The 20928-nt window shown below is 63.4% G+C and carries 19 protein-coding genes and 1 pseudogene; 11 read left to right on the plus strand and 9 right to left on the minus strand.

The features are described from left to right. Positions 1-111: 111 nt before the first annotated feature. Entirely contained in the window at positions 112-882 is a 771-nt protein-coding gene (locus tag F758_RS0124460) for a transglutaminase-like cysteine peptidase (RefSeq protein ID WP_198026558.1), read from the minus strand. A gap of 114 nt (positions 883-996) precedes the next feature. On the opposite strand from F758_RS0124460, the gene F758_RS0124465 reads away from it, so the two are divergent. After that, on the plus strand, positions 997-1227 hold the full coding sequence (locus tag F758_RS0124465) for a hypothetical protein (RefSeq protein ID WP_024510341.1): 231 nt from the start codon (positions 997-999) through the stop codon (positions 1225-1227). 125 nt (positions 1228-1352) lie between these two features. Here F758_RS0124465 and F758_RS0124470 read toward each other — a convergent pair whose 3' ends face one another. From F758_RS0124470 to F758_RS0124485, 4 genes and pseudogenes are all read right to left on the minus strand, one after another. Further along, positions 1353-2954 carry a DHA2 family efflux MFS transporter permease subunit gene (locus F758_RS0124470; protein ID WP_024510342.1) on the minus strand — a complete coding sequence of 534 codons (1602 nt, stop codon included), beginning with the start codon at positions 2952-2954 and terminating at the stop codon, positions 1353-1355. Then, complete coding sequence (locus F758_RS0124475) at positions 2951-4255, minus strand: HlyD family secretion protein (protein WP_024510343.1); 1305 nt, start codon at positions 4253-4255, stop codon at positions 2951-2953. The genes F758_RS0124470 and F758_RS0124475 overlap by 4 nt, the downstream gene beginning before the upstream one ends. A gap of 274 nt (positions 4256-4529) precedes the next feature. After that, a pseudogene (locus F758_RS0124480) lies at positions 4530-4826 on the minus strand (aldo/keto reductase); the annotation flags it as partial. Then, positions 4768-5901 carry a mandelate racemase/muconate lactonizing enzyme family protein gene (locus F758_RS0124485; RefSeq protein WP_024510345.1) on the minus strand — a complete coding sequence of 378 codons (1134 nt, stop codon included), beginning with the start codon at positions 5899-5901 and terminating at the stop codon, positions 4768-4770. The pseudogene F758_RS0124480 and the gene F758_RS0124485, both read right to left, overlap by 59 nt. A gap of 143 nt (positions 5902-6044) precedes the next feature. Between F758_RS0124485 and F758_RS0124490 the strand changes: the two genes are divergently transcribed. The 9 genes from F758_RS0124490 to F758_RS0124535 all read left to right on the plus strand — a co-directional run bounded on the left by F758_RS0124490 (position 6045) and on the right by F758_RS0124535 (position 16362). Continuing rightward, positions 6045-7715: a bifunctional metallophosphatase/5'-nucleotidase gene (locus F758_RS0124490; RefSeq protein WP_024510346.1), complete on the plus strand. Its 1671-nt coding sequence runs from the start codon at positions 6045-6047 to the stop codon at positions 7713-7715. Positions 7716-7841: 126 nt separating this feature from the next. Further along, positions 7842-8771, plus strand: coding sequence for a histone deacetylase family protein (locus F758_RS0124495; protein ID WP_024510347.1), 930 nt, complete (start codon positions 7842-7844; stop codon positions 8769-8771). A gap of 78 nt (positions 8772-8849) precedes the next feature. Continuing rightward, positions 8850-9101 carry an exodeoxyribonuclease VII small subunit gene (locus F758_RS0124500; RefSeq protein WP_024510348.1) on the plus strand — a complete coding sequence of 84 codons (252 nt, stop codon included), beginning with the start codon at positions 8850-8852 and terminating at the stop codon, positions 9099-9101. A 177-nt stretch (positions 9102-9278) separates the two neighbouring features. Beyond that, positions 9279-10634 carry a hypothetical protein gene (locus tag F758_RS0124505; RefSeq protein WP_157450138.1) on the plus strand — a complete coding sequence of 452 codons (1356 nt, stop codon included), beginning with the start codon at positions 9279-9281 and terminating at the stop codon, positions 10632-10634. A 319-nt stretch (positions 10635-10953) separates the two neighbouring features. Next, complete coding sequence (dxs, locus tag F758_RS0124515) at positions 10954-12903, plus strand: 1-deoxy-D-xylulose-5-phosphate synthase (RefSeq protein WP_035722939.1); 1950 nt, start codon at positions 10954-10956, stop codon at positions 12901-12903. 15 nt (positions 12904-12918) lie between these two features. Continuing rightward, positions 12919-13464 (plus strand): nucleoside 2-deoxyribosyltransferase, encoded by a 546-nt coding sequence (locus F758_RS0124520; protein WP_024510351.1) that lies wholly within the window; start codon positions 12919-12921, stop codon positions 13462-13464. 35 nt (positions 13465-13499) lie between these two features. After that, positions 13500-14234, plus strand: a complete 735-nt coding sequence (locus F758_RS0124525) for a TlyA family RNA methyltransferase (protein WP_024510352.1) — start codon at positions 13500-13502, stop codon at positions 14232-14234. Beyond that, the gene (locus F758_RS0124530) at positions 14227-15462 is read left to right on the plus strand and encodes a class I SAM-dependent RNA methyltransferase (RefSeq protein WP_024510353.1); all 1236 of its coding nucleotides are present in this window, start codon (positions 14227-14229) and stop codon (positions 15460-15462) included. Before F758_RS0124525 ends, F758_RS0124530 begins: the two co-directional genes overlap by 8 nt. A gap of 72 nt (positions 15463-15534) precedes the next feature. Continuing rightward, positions 15535-16362, plus strand: a complete 828-nt coding sequence (locus F758_RS0124535; RefSeq protein ID WP_024510354.1) for a nucleotidyltransferase domain-containing protein — start codon at positions 15535-15537, stop codon at positions 16360-16362. A 22-nt stretch (positions 16363-16384) separates the two neighbouring features. On the opposite strand, the gene F758_RS0124540 is transcribed toward F758_RS0124535, so the two are convergent. Further along, positions 16385-17020, minus strand: a complete 636-nt coding sequence (locus F758_RS0124540; RefSeq protein WP_035722941.1) for a hypothetical protein — start codon at positions 17018-17020, stop codon at positions 16385-16387. 161 nt (positions 17021-17181) lie between these two features. Beyond that, complete coding sequence (locus F758_RS0124545; protein ID WP_024510356.1) at positions 17182-18033, minus strand: DUF1194 domain-containing protein; 852 nt, start codon at positions 18031-18033, stop codon at positions 17182-17184. A gap of 244 nt (positions 18034-18277) precedes the next feature. On the opposite strand from F758_RS0124545, the gene clpS reads away from it, so the two are divergent. Continuing rightward, positions 18278-18583 (plus strand): ATP-dependent Clp protease adapter ClpS, encoded by a 306-nt coding sequence (clpS, locus tag F758_RS0124550; RefSeq protein WP_024510357.1) that lies wholly within the window; start codon positions 18278-18280, stop codon positions 18581-18583. A 50-nt stretch (positions 18584-18633) separates the two neighbouring features. On the opposite strand, the gene F758_RS0124555 is transcribed toward clpS, so the two are convergent. Beyond that, a complete protein-coding gene (locus F758_RS0124555) occupies positions 18634-19122 on the minus strand; it encodes a DUF4399 domain-containing protein (protein ID WP_024510358.1) in 489 nt (162 codons plus the stop codon). Between the two features lie 21 nt (positions 19123-19143). Further along, a complete protein-coding gene (locus F758_RS0124560; RefSeq protein WP_035722943.1) occupies positions 19144-20736 on the minus strand; it encodes an SUMF1/EgtB/PvdO family nonheme iron enzyme in 1593 nt (530 codons plus the stop codon). Between the last annotated feature and the right edge of the window lie 192 nt (positions 20737-20928).

A 20928-nucleotide genomic window follows, 5' to 3' on the forward strand; every position in this document is an offset into this window, starting at 1 on the left:
GGCATTAGCCGAGGCCCAAACCCAAACAAATAGATCACCGAATTAGTGAACATGCACAGCAATGACGGCGACTGAAGACGCTCGTCCGGATTTGCAACTTGGCGTCCTCGTCTACCCCGCCCGCGTCGATGGAAGGAAGCGGCGGGCGCCGTTCTCATCAAGGACAAATTTTGGGATCGCGCCGACGATGGCTGTATCGCGCACCAGCGCAAGCTTGCGGTTGTCCAGGATCAGCCACGCTCCGTCGACGCGCGCGGCGACCGCGGCATGGTCCTCGGCCGGCGCGAGATTTTTCAAGATGACGATCTTCACATCGGCCGGCGAAAGCCCCGCCTGCAGGAGCGCGAGGTATTTGACGATCGCGTAGTCTTCGCAGTCGCCGCGGCCGGTCTGCAGCGTCTCGAACGGCGAGCTCCAATGATCCTCAACGCCCCATTGCGCCCGGTCGCTGGCCGGCGCGATGGCAAGATCGACTGCCCTGTTGATGCGGCCGACTCGGGCGAGCCCGATGTGACCTGAGCCCTCGGCGACGATATGAAGCACGCTCTGCGCGGCGGCCGGGCAAGGGGCCTGCTTGCGGCAGCGCGCCAGCACCTCTTGCTCGCGCGCAATATCCTCTTCGATCATGCGCCATTTCGCCGTGACCCCGCCTGCCGCAACTGGCTCGCTATCCATGCCGAACAGCGGCCTCCCTTGTGGACCGGCTTGAAGCGCGGCGGGGCGCACGGCGGATGATGCATTCTCGGCCAAGGCGGCCGCTCCGCGACCGCCGGCGGCCCGGACGACTTCGTCCGCGCCGGCCGGGGTGCGAGACAGTGCCAGCGCGGCCAAAACAAGGCTCGCAGCAGCGGCCAGACGCACTGCGCCAAGATGCCGCTTCACATCGCTTTGCCTTGCACTTGCCATGTTTTGCCGGGCATAACTAAACGATACAGTGCCGTTTAATCGGTGCGCTCCACCGCTTCATCAAACCACCGCTTGGTCAAGAAGGCTGCCATGCCGATCGCCCGCTACTTCGTTGTTGTCGGAGGCGCGCTGCTTGCGCTGCTGTTCGCGGCAAACTGGTATTTCGTGGACGCACCAAGCTCCTCCACACTGCCGATCGAATATTCTCCGCTGATGCCGAAGGCCGAGGATCTGAACATCCGCATTCATTCCGAGCGGAAATGGCCGGAGAAGCTGATGTTCGATACGAACCTGCCGCAGATCGCCACGCCCGACCCTTGAGCCGCGGCCGCTCGCGCCGCCGGCCTCAGCGCCAGATAGTCACGAAGGCGGATTTGCCAGCGCTCGCGCCGTTCAGACCTGCAACGTCACAGGCGCATGGCTCCGCCGCCGCGCGCGAGGCGACCTCAGTGCGCCATGGTGGGACCGCCAAGCTTCACGCTGCGTAGCGTTAGCGCGAGCGGAATTGCAGCGAGCGAGATCAGCATCAGGGCCCAGTAGACGTCGATATAGGCGAGCAGCGCCGCCTGGGTCTGCACCGCTTGACCGATCCAGGCCACCGCCTGCTGCTGCGCCTGTGCGAGCGAAGCCCCGTGCGCGGTAAAATAGTTCGTCACCTGCTGCAGCGTATCCTGGTATTGCGTGCTGGAGGGGATTGCGTGTTCGATCAGCCGGCTCTGGTGAAACTGCTCCCGATGCGCCAGCACGTTCGCCGCCAGCGAGACGCCGATCGAGCCGCCGGTGTTGCGCGCCGCGTTGATCAGGGCCGAAGCCTGGTCGGTCTTGTCGGGCGGAATGCCGTCATAGGACGCGGTCGTGATCGAGAGAAAGATCAGCGGCAATCCGACGCCGAGCAGCATGCGCGACATCGCGAAGAACCAGAAGCCGACATCGGCATAGACGCGCGTCAGGTCGTACATCGCGCCCGCCACCACGATCGCACCGGCGATGATCATGTATTTCGGCTGCACCTTGCCGGAGAGGCGCCCGACCACGAACATCATCAGCATGGTGATGAGGCCGCCCGGCGACAGCACGAGGCCGGCCCAGGTCGCGGTGTAGCCGAAGTTCTGCTGCACCATCTGCGGCAGGAATTGGGTAGTGGCGAGCAGGATCGCGCCGGTCGCGAGCATCACCAGGAAGCTCGCACCGAACTGCCGCGAGGCGACCATGCGCACGTCGATCATCGGATTCCTGCGGCTCATCTCCCAGGGGATCATCGCGACGAACGCGGCCGCGCAGACGACCGCGACGGTGACGATGAAGCGCGAGGAAAACCAGTCATCCTCCAACCCGCGGTCGAGCATGAGCTCGAGCGACCCGAGGAAGGTCGCAACCAGCACGAAGCCGACGAGATCGAAACGGTGGCCCTGCGCAAGCAGGCGCCGCCGCTCGGCGGCCGCGGATGCAGGCTCCTGCAGGATCAGCGCGATCACCGCGATGGCCGCGAGGCCGACCGGGCCGTTGATCAGGAAGCACCAGTGCCAGGATAAATTGTCGGAGAGCCAGCCGCCGAGCGTCGGGCCCACGACCGGCGCGACCACGACGGCGACGCCGAACAGCGCGAAGGCCTGGCCGCGCTTGGCCGGCGGAAAGGAGTCAGCCAGGATGGACTGCGAGACCGGCACCATGCCGCCACCGCCGAGCCCTTGCAGGATGCGGAACAACAACAGGGACTGCAGATTCCAGGCAAAGCCGCACAGCACCGAGCTGACCGTGAACAGCGCAAGGCACATCAGGAAGAACGCCTTGCGGCCGAAGCGCTTGGCGAGGAAGCTCGAGGCGGTCAGGATGATGGCATTGGACACGAGATAGGTCGTCACCACCCAGGAGGCTTCGTCCTCGCTCACGCCCATTCCGCCGGCGATATAGGGCAGCGCCACGTTGGCGATGGTGGTGTCGAGCACTTCCATGAAGGTCGCAACCGCGACCAGGATGGCGATCAGCCAGGGATTGGTCCCGGCGACGGGCGCGGCGGAAGCGCCGCCTTTTGCTGCGGCGGCGCTCATAGCCAGGCACTCAAGCGTTCATAGAGGGAGGGTGCCGGGTTGATCCGCACGGTCGGCACCACCGACATGCCCGGGCCGAGCGCGACATCGGTCGGCGGATTGTCCATGATGATCTTGACCGGCACGCGCTGCACGATCTTCACATAGTTGCCGGTCGCGTTCTCCGGCGGCAGCAGCGAGAAGGCGGGACCGGAGCCCGGCTGGACGCTCGCGATATGGCCGCGGATTTCGCGTTCCGGATAGGCGTCGATCCTGAGCGTCACCGGCTCGCCGGGGCGCATACGGTCGAGCTGGGTCTCCTTGAAATTCGCGGTCACCCAGACATCATCGGGCACGAACTGGGTCAGCGCCGTGCCCTGCGCGGCGAACTGGCCCTTTGCGGCGCCGAGATTGACGATGCGCCCGGACTGCGCGGCCGTGACGGTCGTGTAGGACAGATTGAGCTGAGACTGGTCGCGCTGGGCTTCGGCCTGCGCGAGGTTGGCCGCGGCGCTCTCCTGCTGGGCCTTGAGCGATTCGAGCTGCCGCTGCGCAACCTTCAGATTGGCCTGCGCGCTTGAAAGCGCCGCCTGCTGCTGCCGAAGCTGGGAGTTGTATTGCTGCTCGTTCTGCACCGTGCCGGAGCCGGTGCGCGCCAGATCCTGATAGCGCTGCGCCTGCTGCTGCGCGAAGACGAGTCCAGCCTGCGCCTGCTCGACCTGCGCCTCGCCGGCGTTGATCTGCGCCTGCTGGACGTCGATCTGCGCCGCGATGTTCTTGATGCTGGCCTGCGCCGCATTGACCTGCGCCTGCGCTTGCGCCAGCGCGGTTCGATAATCGCGATCGTCGATGCGCGCGATCACCTGCCCGGCATTGACATGCTCGTTGTCGGTGACGGGAACGTCGGTAATGTAGCCGGAGACTTTCGGCGCGATGGCGAACTGCCGCGCGGCGATGAAGGCGTCGTCGGTGCTCTCGAAATGCGCCGCATAGTCGTAATAGAGATAGCCGAGCGCGCCGGCCGCGAGCAGCGCCAGCACGCCAAGCATGGAAATGAACGGACGCCGCCGCAACAGGCCCTTGCGCGACCGCTCCGCCTCGTCCCGCTGCTCGGGCGGCGGAGCCTCCTGCGGCCGCTCGACGACACGGAGCTCGGACGGGGCTTCCTGCGGAACTGACTTCTGGCCGCGCCAGAAGCCTTTTCGGGCTTGTGCCGGATGCTCACTGCCGCGCCATTGCTCGAGCGCGCGCTCGCGCGCCGGTGATGGAACTTCCGCGGCTTGAGGTGACGGAGCCTCGTCGGTGACTGCTGGTTCGGCCATGGCCGCACTCCAAAATTAATAGAACGGAACCGTTTCGTTTTATGAACATAAGCGCGGCTGGCTGCGATGCAATAGGCGCCGTTTGGCAGATTTCTAAACTCGCGGTCATGAATTGCGCCCGGCGCGCGAAATCCGGCGCCGTTCGGCCCCGGTGCGCGCAAACTGTGGCGTCGTTCACGAGTTTTTGCAGTTTGCGTGAATAGAGGAACGATGAGGGAAGGATCGCTTCCCTCATCGCCCCGGTGTTCGGACTGGCAGACCGCCCGGCCTAGCGGTCGACCAGCGCCTGGTTCGCCTTGCGCGCCTCGGGCGAGAAGCGCGGCACGATGTTGCGGAAGTCGCTTCTGTCGAAGGTGGTGCTGGCGTCGATCGCCCCTGTGAGAAATCCCTTGCCGAGCGGACTGTAAGGCACACGCCCGATGCCAAGTTCTTCCAGCGTCGGAATGATCTCCTTTTCCGGCTCGCGCGACCACAGCGAGTATCGGGCGTAAGCGGCGCTGTTGCCTTGCCGGTCACGCGGCAGCAAAACGCGCCAGCGCCTTGCGGTCGATCTCGATCCCGAGCCCCGGCCCATCGGGCACGCGGACGATGCCGCCCGCATGCTCGATCGGGGCGGTGAGAATCGCCTGCCGGATCGGATGCTCGGTGCGGTCGAACTCGAGCATCGGCGCAAGCGGGTCGAGCGAGGGCGGCGTGTGAGGTGGCAGCACGGCCAGTAGCTGCAGCGAGGCCGCAATCGCAATGCCGGTCCCCCAGACATGAGGGTTGTAGCGCACAGCGAACGCCTCGGCCACGTCCGCGATCTTCTTGCATTCGGACAAGCCGCCGGCCGCGCAGGTGTCCGGCTGAACGATGTCGAGCGCATGCGAGACCAGAAGCTCGCGGAATCCGAAGCGGGTGAACTCGCATTCGCCCCCGGCAATCGGAAGCGATAGCGCCGCTTTCACCGCCTGATGGCCGGCAATGTCCTCCGGCGGCACCGGCTCCTCGAACCAGCCGATGTCGTATTGTTCGATCATCCGTCCCAGGCGGATTGCGGCGACGGAATCATAGGCATGGTTGGCATCGACCAAAAGGGCGATACCGGCCCCGATGGCGTCGCGCACTGCGCGCGTGACCTTGGCATCTTCTTCCACGCCGAAGCCGACCTTGAGCTTCACGGCCTTGAAACCTTCGACGACATAGCCTGCGGCTTCCTCAGGCAAGTAGCGGAGCGGATCGCCCGACCTCCGCCTGTAAAGGCCGGTCGCGTAGGCCTGGACCTCGGTGCGCAGCGCCCCGCCCAAGAGTTGGTGAACAGGCACACCAAAATGCTTGCCCTTTAAATCCCATAGCGCGATATCGATGCCGCTCAAGCCCTGGATGACCGCGCCCTTCTGGCCGTGATCGCGCAAGTTTGCGTAAATCGTCCGCCAGAGAGCATCGGTGCGCAGCGGATCCTGGCCGATCAGCCACGGCGCCATCGTTTCGACGACGGCGGCGGTGATCCGCGCCGGACCGTAGCATTCGCCCCATCCGGTCACCCCCTGATCGGTTTCGATCTCGACCACCATGGCCGTGCGGGTGTTGTACCAGGCACGCGAATAGGCAAATGGCTGCGACAGTGTGGCCTGGAGCATGTGGGTGCGGACGTTCGTGATCTTCATCGGCTTGTTCTCGTTGTTTTGAATCAGCGGCGCGAGACGGATATGGAAGATACGTCACACCGCGAGGCGCCTCCCGCGCCTGCATAATACAGCAGACCGCCAAGCTTCGTGAAATCGTTGCAGGCGCGTTCTATGATGGTGCCATGAGAAAATTCGCCAATGCAGCGCTCGCCGCCCTTGCGCTGGCTTGCGCCTTCGCCTCTTCCCTGCCCGCGCGCGCCGACAACACGCCGGTCGACTTGCGCATCCTCGCGATCAACGACTTCCATGGAAATTTGAAGCCACCGCCCGGCGGCATCAGGATTACCGACCCCAACGACGCGAGCAAAAAGGTTGCAGTGCCCGCCGGCGGTTCGGAAACCATGGCGACGCTGGTGAAGCAACTGCGCGAGGGCCACAAGAACACGATCTTCGTCGCGGCGGGAGACCTGATCGGTGCGAGCCCGTTTCTGTCGGCCATGTTTCACGACGAGCCGACAATTGAATCGCTGTCGATGATGGGGCTCGCCATCTCCTCGGTCGGCAATCACGAATTCGACGAAGGCAAGGATGAACTCTTGCGCATGCAGAATGGCGGCTGTCATCCGACCGAAAATTGCCGCGGGCCGCGTCCGTTCGAAGGCGCGAAATTCCATTATCTCGCCGCCTCCACCATCGACAAGGCGACCGGCAAGACCGTGTTTCCGCCTTACGAGATCAGAGAGTTCGACGGCATCCCGGTCGCGTTCATCGGGCTCGCGCTGAAGGGAACGCCGCAGATCATCTCACCGTTCGCCGCCAGCGGCCTCGAATTTCGCGACGAAGCGGAGACCGTCAACGCACTCGTCCCCGAGCTGAAGGCGCGGGGGGTGGAGGCTATCGTAGTGCTGATCCATGAAGGCGGCTTTCCGAGCGGCGACTATGATGAGTGCCCCGGCATTTCCGGGCCGATTGTCGACATCGTCGAGAAGCTTGATCGCGACGTTGATATCGTGATCAGCGGCCACACCCATCAGGCCTATGTCTGCAACATGGACGGACGGCTGGTCACGTCCGCCGACAAGTTCGGCACGCTGGTCACCGCGATCGATGTGAAGCTCGATCCGCAAAGCCGCGACATCATCAGCGCCAAAGCCGACAATGTGATCGTGCGCACCGGCGCTCTCCCGAAGGATCCCGAGCAGACCGCGTTGATCTCGTCTTACGAGAAGGTCGCGGGCCCGATCGCGAGCCGCCGCGCCGGCACCATCACCGAGACACTGTCGCGCGCGCCGAACGCGGCCGGTGAGAGCGCGCTCGGCGATGTCATCGCCGATGCGCAACTGGCCGCCACCTCCAGCGAGGCCAAAGGCGGTGCGGTCATCGCCTTCTCCAATCCGGGCGGCATCCGCACCGACATCAACAAGCGCGACGATGGTGCCGTGACCTATGCCGATGTGTTCGCGAGCCAGCCGTTCCGCAATCAGCTCGTGACGCTGACGCTCACTGGGGCGCAAATCAAGGACATGCTCGAACAGCAATGGCTCGATCCGAAGCGGCCGCGCATCCTCCCCGTATCCAAGGGGTTTCGCTATAGCTGGGACGCCGCCAAACCCTATGGCGAGCGCGTGGTCGCTGCTTCCATGATGCTGAACGGCAAGCCGATCGAGCCCGCCGCCAGCTACCGCGTCACCGTCAATAATTACCTTGCGCTTGGCGGCGACGGTTTCACGGTGTTGAAGGGCGGAACGAACCCGCAATTCGGCTCCTATGACGACGAGGCGCTGTTCGCCTATTTTCAGGCGAGCAGTCCGATTGCGCCACCCGCCGCCGATCGCATCGCCCAGACAAACTGAACAAATTGAGCTGTCAGGCCGTTTCGGCGGAAGGTGCCCTTTCCGAGCGCCCCGCGACCCCTTAAGTTAGCCGTTTATTGCAAGCGCGCCCTCGCCCCCCACCGCGCTTGCCGGATAGGGTACGGCATGAGCACGCTTCTTCTGACCCACTCGGCCTGTCTCAAGCATGCGACGCCGCCGGGACATCCCGAGCGCGCCGACCGGCTGCGTGTGGTCAACGAGGTGCTCTCGGACGAGCGCTTCAGCTCGCTGGCGCGCGGCGAGGCGCCCGAAGGCAATCTCGATCTGGTCACGCTCTGCCACAACGAGCATTATGCGACGGAACTGCGCCATGTGGCGCCGACGAGCGGTACCATTTACCTCGACGGCGATACCTCGATGTCGCCCGGCACCTGGGAAGCCGTGATGCGCGGCGTTGGCGGTGCGGTTGCGGCGACCGATGCCGTGATGAGCGGGCAGTATGACAATGCGTTCGTCGCGGTCCGCCCGCCAGGCCATCACGCCGAAAAGGCGACGCCGATGGGCTTTTGCTTTTTCGACAATGTCGCGATCGCCGCGCGCCATGCGCAGCGCAAGTACGGCATTGCCCGCGCGGCGATCGTGGACTTCGACGTGCATCACGGCAATGGCACGCAGGACATCTTCTGGTCGGACGCCACCGTGATGTATTGCTCCACGCATCAGATGCCACTGTTTCCGGGCACGGGCTCGACCGGCGAGCGCGGCGAGCACGACACTATCGTCAACGCGCCGCTCGCGCCCGAGGATGGCAGCCTGCAATTCCGCGCCGCGTTCGAGAACCGCATCCTGCCGCGGCTGCAGAAATTCGCCCCCGAGCTCCTCATCATTTCCGCCGGCTTTGATGCGCATCATCGCGATCCGCTCGCTTCCATCAATCTGAGAGGAGAGGATTTCGGCTGGGTCACGCGCAAGCTGATGGAGGTCGCGGATGCAAGTGCGGAGGGACGAATTGTTTCGGTGCTCGAGGGCGGTTATGATCTGCAAGGCTTGATGGAATCGGTGGCAGCCCATGTCACCGCGCTGATGGGCCATTGAGGTCTCGCCACATTCCGTCCGCAGTGATCCCCTTAACTCCGCAGGCAGACCCCGCGCGTATTCTTTGGGAAAGGCAGCATGGCCGAAAATAGCCAGGTAGATGTGAAACAGCTCAGCTTCGAGCGCGCGATCGATGAGCTTGAATCGATCGTCAAGCGGCTCGAAGAAGGTAAGGTCCCGCTGGAGGAATCGGTCGCCATTTATGAACGCGGCGAAGCCTTGAAGCGGCGCTGCGAAGAGCTGTTGCGGCAGGCCGAGGCGCGCGTCGAGAAGATCACGACCGATAGCAGCGGACAGGTCACCGGCGCCGAGCCGCTGGATGTGCAATAGCGCGCATGGCTTCTCGACGTCCTTCTACGCTGCCCTGCGGCACAATCGAAACGATTGGGCAAATTCGGCACCACGGACCGAAATAGCTCTTGGCGCATGACGCGCGCTGCTATAGTCCCCAGCATCAGCCCCGTTGAGCTGTCGCGGCGACGGCTCACCTCTCCCCGCTGAAGAGAGGTGAGCCGCGTAGCCGGTGGTTCAACCGAGGTGAACGTCGGGGGACTAGCCGGGCACGTGCGCGTTCATAATCGCCACATCATCTATGTGCAGGGGTACGATCCGCGCGGCCTTGCGCAATATTACCGCATGTTCCGCACCGAGCTCCGCAAGTTCGCGCGGCTCTATCAGCTTTCCGCGACGATCGGCCGCCCCCAGAGTAGCTCCGATGGCGAGATCGCGTCCTGGACCATCCAGACCAAGGCCGATGGCTGGCAGACCCGCACCACCTACGATTTCCTGCGTTTCGAGGATTTCATCCAGCGCGACCTCGCCTGCCCGATCTGGCGCACGGTGTTTCACGCCGTCTTTATCTATTGGCGGCTCGTCTTCAACGGCACCATCGCCCGCTTCACCAAGGCCAATTGGCGCTTCGCGACCTTCATCACCTATCCGCATTTCATCCTGCTGCTGGAGGCCTTGTGCGCCGCGGCATTTGCCTTCGTCTTCGAAAAGGGCCTTGATGCACTGGGCGTACCCACGGTGCTGCGCGTACCCGCGGCGCTGGCTCTCTTTGTCGCGGCGCTCACCGGCGCGCTGAAATATACCGAGAACCGCACCTACGTTCTCTATCTCCTCTGCGACTGGATCTGGACCTGGGAATTCGCGCATCGGCTGCGCCCGGCCTGGGATGAACGGATCGATCGCTTTGCCGCTTATCTCTGCAAGGTCGCGCGGACCAGCGAAGCCGACGAGATCGTGCTGGTCGGCCACAGTTCGGGATCGTTCCTGGGCACCGAAATCCTGGCGCGCGCGCTCAAGCTCGACCCCTCGCTCGGCAAGCGCCGGCCCCGCGTCGTGCTCCTGACGCTGGGCGGCAACTATCCGATCGTCGGCTTCCACAAATGCGCGCAGCATTTTCGCGATCATCTGCGCGAGCTGGCGATCGAGCCCTCGGTCGACTGGATCGAGTGCCAGGCGCGCAAGGACGTGATGAACTTCTTCCGGCTGGATCCGATCGGGAGCCACGGCATCGATGTCGGCGAGCTCCGGCGCAACCCGACCATCATCCCGGTGCGGTTCCGCGAGATGATCAGACCGGAACATTACAATCTCTGGCGCTGGCAGTTCTTCCGGGTCCACTTCCAGTTCGTCATGGCCAACGAGCTGCCGCACGCCTACGACTTCTTCATGATCGTCTGCGGCCCGGTCGCCTTACGCACGCGCATGTGCCATCCCGATACCGCATTGGTGATTGCAACCGGCAACGCGGAAGCGCGGGAGCAGGCTTGGAAAAGCCTCGAATCCGCCACAACTGGCAGTGCAAATGCCGCCGATTTGAGTGCTATGGAACCATCCGCCCGGCGCAGCGGTTGAGCTCTCGCGTTTGTAGGCCAGCCCCGCTGGTCGCCCTCTTGGGTTGGCTTTGGCGGCAGCTTTGGTGTAAAGCTTTGGGCAATATGGGCTGAGGAAAGGGAGGCGCGATTGCCGCAGCATAGCGCCAAGTCTTTCTAGATGCTTGAGAAAATGGCCGAGACGGGTAAGCCACCCAACGTGACCGATATCACACTGACCGTTCCGGAGCACAGCCAGGCTTGAATCCGGACTACCGCCGAGGGGACGAAGATCGGGTAGTCCACGTCTTTGCTGCGCTGATACCGTGCAACCCATCTCCTGTCGGAACGAAAGTTCCGGCATGCAAAATTGGAATAACGCCGTGACCGTATTTAGTAAAACGCCGCTTCTCGACACGATTCGGACACCAGAAGACCTGCGCCGGCTCAAGGTGGAACAGCTCCGGCAGGTCGCCGACGAACTGCGCCAGGAAACCATCGACGCCGTCTCGGTAACCGGCGGGCATTTCGGCGCGGGCCTCGGCGTGGTCGAGCTGACCACCGCGATCCACTATGTCTTCGATACGCCGCGCGATCGCCTGATCTGGGACGTCGGCCATCAGGCCTATCCGCACAAGATCCTCACCGGCCGCCGCGACCGCATCCGCACGCTGCGCACCGGCGGCGGCCTTTCCGGCTTCACCAAGCGTTCCGAAAGCGACTACGATCCGTTCGGCGCCGCCCACTCCTCGACCTCGATCTCGGCAGGGCTCGGCATGGCGGTGGCGCGCGACCTCTCCGGCGGCAAGAACAACGTCATTGCCGTGATCGGCGACGGCGCGATGTCCGCGGGCATGGCCTATGAGGCGATGAACAATGCGGGCGCGATGAACTCGCGCCTGATCGTCATCCTCAACGACAACGACATGTCGATCGCCCCGCCGGTCGGTGCGATGTCGGCCTATCTGTCCCGCCTCTATTCCGGCAAAACCTACCGCACGTTGCGCGAGGCCGCGAAACAGATCAACAAGCGCCTGCCGAAAGTGCTGGCGAACCGCGCCAACCGCGTCGAAGAATACTCCCGCGGCTTCATGATGGACGGCGGCACGCTGTTCGAGGAACTCGGCTTCTACTACGTCGGCCCGATCGACGGCCACAATCTCGACCATCTGCTGCCCGTCCTGAAGAACGTCCGCGACATGGAGACCGGGCCGATCCTGGTCCATGTCGTGACGCAAAAGGGCAAGGGTTATCCGCCGGCGGAAGCCTCCGCCGACAAGTACCATGCGGTGGTCAAGTTCGATGTCGCGACCGGCGCGCAGGCGAAGGCCAAACCGAACGCGCCCGCCTATCAGAACGTGTTCGGCCAGAGCCTGGTTAAGGAAGCCCAGAAGGACGACAAGATCGTCGGAATCACCGCCGCCATGCCATCGGGCACCGGCATCGACATTTTCGCCAAGGCGTTTCCGAACCGCACCTTCGACGTCGGGATCGCCGAACAGCATGCGGTGACCTTTGCGGCGGGTCTCGCGTCTGAAGGCTACAAACCGTTCTGCGCGATCTATTCCACCTTCCTGCAGCGCGGCTATGACCAGGTCGTCCACGACGTGGCGATCCAGAGCCTGCCCGTTCGCTTTGCCATCGACCGCGCTGGTCTCGTCGGCGCCGATGGCGCGACCCATGCCGGCTCGTTCGACAACGCCTATCTCGGCTGCCTGCCAAATTTCGTCATCATGGCGGCCGCCGATGAGGCCGAGCTCGTGCACATGGTGGCGACCCAGGTCGCGATCAACGACCGTCCGAGCTCGGTGCGCTATCCGCGCGGCGAAGGCCGTGGCGTGGAAATGCCGGAAGTCGGCGTTCCCCTCGAGATCGGTAAGGGGCGCATCATCCGCCAGGGCTCCAAGATTGCGCTCTTGTCGTTCGGTACCCGGCTCGCCGAATGCGAAAAGGCGGCCGACGAACTTGCCGCGCACGGTCTCTCGACCACGGTCGCGGATGCGCGCTTCATGAAGCCGCTCGACGTCGACCTAGTGCTGAAGCTGGCGCGCGACCACGAGATCCTGATCACCGTCGAGGAAGGCTCGATTGGCGGTTTCGGCTCCCATGTCATGCAGACGCTCGCCGACCACGGCATGCTGGATTCGGGCGCGGTGCGGGTGCGCTCGATGGTGCTGCCAGACGTGTTCCTGGACCACGACACACCGACAGCGATGTATGCGCGCGCGGGCCTCGATTCCAAGTCCATCGTCAAGAAGGTGTTCGAGGCGCTGGGCAAAGATTTTGCCACCGAGGTGGTGAAGCTCGCCTAAGCAAGGCTGCGTACGATGAAGATCTATCTGGCAGGTCCCGACGTGTTCCTGCCGGATGCACTTGTGATCGGCCGGCGCAAGGCGGACATCTGCAGCCGCCATGGCGTGCGCGGCCTTTATCCGCTCGACAATAGCGTCGACCTTGCTGCCGGTGCCGCCTCCCGCGCCATTTTCGCCGGCAATGAAGCCATGATGGATGCGGCAGACGCCATCATCGCCAATCTCACCCCGTTTCGCGGCCACGGTGCCGACCCCGGTACCGTCTACGAACTCGGCTACATGGCGGGTCGCCGCAAGCTTTGCCTCGGCTATTCCAATGATCCCTCGACCTATGCCGAGCGGGTGTGCCGATCGACCGACGTGAAGGCCGCCGACGGCCGCCTGGTCGATCCGCAAGGGCTGACGGTTGAAGATTTCGGTCTCAGCGACAATCTGATGATGATCCACGCGCTCGAGCGCTATGGTTGCGCGCTGGTGACGCCGCGGCAAAGGCCCGACGATGTCTGGCATGACCTTGCCGCCTTTGAGACCTGCGTGCGGCTCGCGGCCGAGCGGCTTTGAGGGCCAGCGGCCGGATCATACGGATTGAAGAGAAGATGCCCACGTCCCGCAAACGCGCAGATACGCTGCTGGTCGAGCGTGGCCTGTTCGAAAGCCGGGCACGGGCGCGCGCCGCGATCGAAGCGGGCCTGGTCACCGCCAACGACAAGCCGGTAGCCAAACCCTCCGAAACCGTTCCGCTCGATGCGGTGCTGCAGGCGCAGCCTGCGCACCCCTACGTCTCGCGCGGCGGGGTCAAGCTGGCGAGCGCGCTGGAGCAGTATCCGATCGACGTCGAAGGCCATGTCTGCCTCGACGTCGGCGCCTCCACCGGCGGCTTCACCGAAGTGCTGCTCGCCAATGGTGCGAGCCTCGTCTTCGCGGTCGATGTCGGGCGTGACCAGTTGCACTCCTCCTTGCGCGATCACCCCAAGATCATCTCGATGGAGCAGACCGACATCCGCGGGTTCGAAGGCAAGCGCCTGCCGGCGCGCCCGGATGTCGTGACCATCGATGTGAGCTTCATTTCGCTGAAGCTCGTGCTGCCGATCGCGCTGTCCCTGGCTGCCGCCCCGATGCAGCTCCTCGCGCTGATCAAGCCGCAGTTCGAGGCGCAGGGCAAGCATGGCAAGGGCGGGATCATCCGCGATGCGGCCGTGCACAAACAGGTGTGCGACGACATCGCGGCCTTTGCCGCCTCGCTCGGCTGCGCGGACATCAAGGTGTTTCCCTCCGCCATTGCCGGCGGCGATGGCAACGCCGAATTCTTTATCGGCGCGCGGCGTGGCTGAAATCCTGCTCATCGATCATGTCGGCCATCGCGGCGACGGTGTCGCGCTCGTCGAGGGACACGCGGTCTACGTGCCCTATGCGCTTGCCGGCGAGACCGTCGAGGTCGCGGAAGTTCACGGCCACCCCGACCGCCGCCGCCTGCTTGCCGTCGAGTCCCCAAGCCCGGAGCGTATCGCGCCGTTCTGCAAGCATTTCGGCGTCTGCGGCGGCTGCGCCATCCAGCACTGGCAAATGGAGCGCTATCGCGCCTGGAAGCATGCGCTCGTGGTCGAGACGCTCCGCCACGCAAAACTGGATTGCGAGGTCGCGCCGCTGATCGACGCCCATGGCAACGGCCGCCGGCGCATCACGCTGCATGCGCGGATGGACACGCATGAGGTGGTCAAGGTCGGCTACGCCGCCGCGAGCACGCACGACATCATCCCGATCGACCACTGCCCGATCCTCGACCCCGCGCTCGAGCGTGCGCTCGATGCCGCGTGGGCGCTCTCCGAGCCGCTGATTGCAACGGGCAAACCGCTCGACATCCAGGCGACCGCAACCGACAACGGGCTCGATGTCGATATCCGCGGCTCCGGCCCGCTGCAGCCGAAATTGATCGCGGCGCTGTCGCGCGTCGCCGAGCATCATCGGCTGGCGCGGCTGACGCGGCACGGCGAATTGGTGCTGCTGCGCGCCCAGCCGACCGTTGCGATCGGCAAAGCCAAGGTCACGTTGCCGCCGGGCTCCTTCCTGCAGGCGACGGCGGCGGGCGAAGAAACTCTGGCCGCGTTGGTGAAGGATCACTGCGGCCGCGCCAAGCATATCGCGGACCTGTTTTGCGGCGTGGGTCCGTTTGCCTTGCGGCTGGCCGAGCGCGCGCGCATGGCTGCTTTCGATGCCGATGCGCCGGCCGTCGACGCGCTGGCAAAGGCCGCGCATGCGCCGGGCTTGAAGCCGATCAAGGCGGAAGCGCGCGACCTGTTTCGCCGTCCGCTGGTGCCGCAGGAATTGCGCGATTACGACGCCGTGGTATTCGACCCGCCGCGCCAGGGCGCGCAGGCGCAGGCGCAAAAGCTCGCGGCAAGCCGGGTGCCGGTTATCGTCGCAGTGTCCTGCAACGCCGCGACCTTCGCGCGCGACGCGCGTATTTTGATCGATGGCGGCTATCGACTGGAATGCGTCACGCCCGTCGATCAATTCCGCTACACTCCGCATGTCGAACTGGTGGCGCGGTTTACGCGCTGACCCACGAGTCTTACGCTACTAGACTAACGCTGCCCGCGTAGATTTGTCGTGACTACTGGAGACGCCCCCGAGATGCAGCTCGATCGGTTCTTGGACAACCTGGTATCGACGGTTGCCGAAGTTCCCGGCGTGGAAGCAATCGCACTCGGTGGCTCGCGCGCGCGTGGAACGGCCAGTGAAGCCTCCGATTACGACGTTGGCCTGTACTATTCGGTGGCTCACGAGTTGAACACGGAGCGGTTATCGGACGTCGTGAAGAGGCTTGTCGACGAAGCTGATGCGATCGAAGTGACGCCGATCGGCGGCTGGGGGCCATGGATCGTCGGCGGCGCGTGGCTCTCGATCCAAGGGCGCAAGGTCGACCTGCTGTATCGCAACGTCGAAGCAGTTGCACAGGTGATCAAGGATTGCCGGGCAGGCAACATCAGCATGCATTATCAGCCCGGGCACCCACATGGCTTCTGCTCCGCCATCTGGATGGGCGAAATCGCACTGTGCCGGCCGTTGCATGATCCGCACGGAACGATAGCCAAACTAAAGGCGAGTGCCCTGCCCTATCCGCAGTCGCTCGCTGAGGCGTTGGTCCGTCGCTTTCAGTGGGAAATCCTGTTCAGCATCGAAAACGCTGCCCTGGCCGTCTCTCGCGGCGAACAAACGCACGTCGCGGGCTGCGTCTACCGCGCCCTGGCCTGCGCCGCCCAGATGCTGTTCGCGCTCAATCGGCGCTACCTCATCAACGAAAAGGGCGCCCTGCCGGAGGCGGCAGGATTTCCGCTGTCGATCCCGGCATTGATGCCGCGTGTCGCCGAGATCTGGCGGTTCATTGGTGAGCAGAAATTCGAGGCGGCGCTGACGATTTTACGCAGGTTGGAACAGGACTTGAAGAGCTTATCGACGTAGGCGTTCGTCGCTGATGTGTTGATCAGGCCAGCTTGTTCACCAGAGATGAATCGTCTTGCGGCTTTGTCACCGGTACGGCGAAGGTCTGGCGCCCCACCTGCAACATGACCTTTCCATTCCGTCCATCGTCGGTTGAAACCTGCGCTTTGCCGAACATCACGACGTTCTTGTACACGGTACCGGTGCCTTGGTAGGTAAAGCCGTTGGTTGTATATCTCACCTGCGCATCGCTTCCGTCGACGGACAAGACCTGAAAGGTGACGGCCTGTCCGTTGTCAGGTGACGCGCCGCTCCAGGTTCCGATCAGCTTGTTGTCGTCTGCCGGCGCGGCCTGCTTGTTGAGGAGTGCGCTCATCGTCGCGCCGCCCGCGGAGAATTGCAGTCCCGCCACCGTTCCGTCGCGCGTCGCGACCATGACGTTGCCATAAGTGATCGTACTGCCGTTGACGACGCCGAACCCCCGCTCCGTGCGCCCGTTGTGCGTATATTCGACCTGCGCCCTGGTGCCCCTGATGTTGAGAACCTTGAACTCGACGGCCTGGTTGTTCTTGGTCCACGAACCCTTCCAGTCGCCCAGCAGGTAGCTTTGATGATAAACCCTCTCGTTCGCGGGTGATATCTGGTTGGTGCTCTGGATCGTTGTCATCGCCGACTCCATTCCTCGTCCTGCAGAACACGTGCTGCGGAATCGTGCATTCGAATGCCGCAGCGTGTTCTCTGGCGCTCACAGAACCTGAGGTAGAATAGGCCGTTCGCTTGGTTAATGAACGGTTAAAGGGCTGGGGAGGAAGGTCGCGACAAATTGCCTCGACCGCCGAGCTATCTTCCCCAACGATCCTGCCAGATCTTCTCCCCGATCATGCAGGACACCCGCGGCTCCTTCTCGGCGACCCGCACCACGGGATGGGCGGGCGTTCGGCTGGCCACTTCCTGGATCAGCTTGGTGCGGATCGCTTCCTTGAATTTCTCGCGGTCCTTGATCGGCACCACGAAGGAGCCCGGACCGCCGATCACGCAGTCCTCATAATACCAATCGAGATTATCGATATCCATGGTCGAATAGGACGGCTCCTTGACCATGATCGGCAGCCCGTTGATGACGATGCCCCTGGATAGCGCTTCATCGCGCGCGGGGGTGATGGGAGCGCCGTTATTGTTCGGGCCGTCCCCGGAAATATCGATCACACGCCGCAGCCCTCGATAGGGATCCTCGTCGAACAGCGGCATGGCAAAGTAGATGGCGCCGGAGATGGAGGTGCGCGAGGCGCGGCGGATCGGCGTCTTCAGGATATCGTTGGCGACCGCATCCGCGCTCTCCGGACCGTCGATGACCCGCCAAGGAATGATGATCTTCTGGTCGTTGGAAGCGGCCCATTCGAAATAGGTGATGGAGATCTTGCCGTTCGGACCGGTCTTGAGCGCCTGCAAGAACTCTTTCGACACGATCGCCTGCGCATAGCCCTCGCGCTGCACCGCGAGTTCGTCCATGTCCATGGAATAGGAGACGTCCACTGCAAGGATCAGCTCGATGTCGACCGACGGAGTGGCCTCCTTGTCGGCGAGCTGTCGCGGGGCTTCGGATGTTGGGCCCGGTGTCGCAGCGCTTGCGGCATCTCCGCCGGCCAGTGCGCCGGCGATCAGCACAGCCCCCATCGAAGCAAACCAGCGCATGAGCCGCCCTCCAATGATGTGACGTGATGGTGACATGCAAATGCGGCCACGCAAAGCCGGAACAGCAACCCGCCTTCACATTCGAGTTAGCGGCGTGGTGCGGCCCGCGCTCGTGACGCGGGCCTGGCAGCAGAGCGCCTTTGCGTGCTGCTCATGCAGGCAAGGCATCGCAAAACAGTCGGTTCCGCGAGCGGCTCGGAAACGGTATTCTCCGGCGCGAGGATAGCCAGGAGGTGCCGCCGCAATGAACGACGCCGTCACCAAACCCCGGACCAGGGTGCGGACCAAGGTCGAACGGCCGCGCATGCACAAGGTCATTCTCGTCAACGACGACTACACGCCACGCGAATTCGTCGTTACGGTCCTCAAGGCCGAATTCCGCATGACCGAGGACGAGGCGTACAAGGTGATGATCACGGCGCATCGCCGCGGCGTCTGCGTGGTGGCCGTCTTCACCAAGGATGTCGCCGAAACCAAGGCGACACGCGCCACCGATGCGGGCCGCGCCAAGGGTTATCCGCTGCTGTTCACCACCGAGCCCGAGGAATAGGTGTTTGGCACGCGCGATGGTCTGCATCGCGCATCAATTCTCGCCGCTTGCTAGTGATGGTGGGCGCCTGCGCCCGGCTCAAGACCGGCAACGGATCCGCGGGTTGCCGGGCTCTCCTTGACCGTGATGGTGATCTTCTCCGAAACGAGCGGCGGACTGAACGGATAATGCTTGGCATCGCCCAGCACGAGCTGCAGCGTATGTTTGCCCGGCGGCAACTCAAGACGCGCCTCGGTCTGGCCCGCGCCATAATGAAGATGGTTCTTGTCCTGCGGGATCGGTTCATTCACGTTGAGCGGTTCATTCACGTCGATCAGCAAATGATGATGGCCGCTGTTCTGATAATCATCGCCGGCGTGCGTGACGCCCATGTTCCGCAGACCAAAGCGGCACCAGAACCCGCCTTTGATGACCGCGCCGTTCTGTGGCCAGATGAAATACAGAAGCGCGTCCTTGGCGGCAGGCTTGCCTTGGGCATGAGCAGCGCATGAGATGGACGCCAAAACTGCCGACAGCGCGATAAGGCGGACGATCCTCATGATGATCCCCCTTTGAAACGTTCAAGGAGAGAGAGCGACCCGAAATCCGTGTGTGGGATATCGAACGTTGGTATCGTAGCTGTCGCGGTTCGCCGGCCGAACGTAGCGCTGATCATTCTTCCATGAGCCGGACCGGATGACGTGCGAGGTGCAGTCGCCTTCGACCCAGGCTGAACCGTCCGACGGCGCGCCGTGATAGCTCCTGTGCCAGCAATCTTCGACCCACTGATCAACGCCGCCGCCCATGTCGTACAGTCCGAATGGATTGGGCTTGAAACTGCCGACCTTGATCGGCTGCTCGGCGGCCCCAATATCCGCGCAATTCTTGCAGTTGGCCATGCCGGCCTGAAACTCGTCGCCCCACCAGTACCTGGTCTGCGTTCCGCCGCGGGCGGCATATTCCCATTCGGCTTCGCTTGGCAGCCGATATGCCTTGTGCGTGACGCCCGCGAGCCAGGTCACGAATTGCTTGGCATCGCTCCAGCTCACATTGGTAACGGGCGCATCCTCCTTCCCGGTCGCCACGAACGAACACGCATTCGCCGCGGCACATTGGTTCCACTCGCGAACGGAAATCGGATAGCGGCTGATCGCGAAAGGCTTGACCGTCACCTGGTGAACGGGCTTCTCGGTGATGTCGTCATTGCTGCCCATCAGGAAGATGCCCCCTCGAAGCGTGCTCATCTCGGGCTCTCGCGGCGATGGTGCCGGCGGGGCCTGTATGGCGGCCTCCTTGGTCGTGCGCGCAGCCGGACCGAGGCCGACCAAGGCGGAGGGTTGAGTTTGCGGCGCGGGCGGCTGATCGGTCGTGGCGGGCGATGCCTGTGATGGTGGCGGCGCTTCTTTATTGAGGGCCAGCCGCGGTACGGTATCCGAAGTCCGCGACTGAGCCTGGGCCGACATTCGATCTGTCGCCGTTTGATAGGGTAGCCGGAGCAGATACCAAAGCGTACCCCCAGCGCCTCCCAGCAAAATCAGACTGAGCAGGATGATCAGGATGGTCTCGCGCCGCGTCCGCGCCCTGCTGAGAGCGCCCGGATCCGGAAGCACGCGATAGACCCGCACCGGATCGGTGATATTCTTGACCTTGCGGTCTCCAAGCGATTCATATCCGCAAACCAACTTGTGCTTGATCTGCTCGTAAATGCCGCCGGAGATATAGACCTCGCCGGGATCGGCGATGCTTTCGAGACGGACCGCAACATTGACGCCGTCGCCATAGATGTCGTCGTCCTCGATGATCACATCGCCCAAATTGACGCCGATCCGATATTCGATCCAATGATCCTTCGGCAGCGAGGCATTGCGTCCGGACATGTTCTGCTGAATGACGATGCCGCAGCGCACGGCTTCGACGGGACTGTCAAAGATCGCAATGAACCCGTCGCCGGTCGTCTTGACGAGCCGGCCCTGGTGCTCGGCAATGCTGGGCTCGATCAGGTCGCGCTGGATCCGCTTCATGCGGATATGCGTGCCCTCTTCATCGACCTCCATCAGGCGGCTGTAGCCGACGATGTCGCCTGCAACGATCGCGGCGAGACGGCGCGGCATCAATCCGCGCGGCGGCACGTCTTCGTTCCTGGTAGAATTGACGTCGCGAAACTTCTCGCGCATGGCGTCACACTCTGCGCCGCTTAAAATCGACTTGCTTTTGCCGAGTCGAGTGACAGTTGCTCAGACCAAATCAGCAGAGAAAATTCTTTGGTTTCGCGCATTGGCGCGCGGCAAATGTTCTAAAGAACGTGCTCAATACGACATGCACGATAGCAAAAAGCCCTAATTGTTGCCAGCAGCTACGCCGTTCGC

Origin of the sequence: Bradyrhizobium sp. ARR65 (assembly GCF_000472385.1) — a bacterium.
In the GTDB taxonomy this organism is placed as follows: domain Bacteria; phylum Pseudomonadota; class Alphaproteobacteria; order Rhizobiales; family Xanthobacteraceae; genus Bradyrhizobium.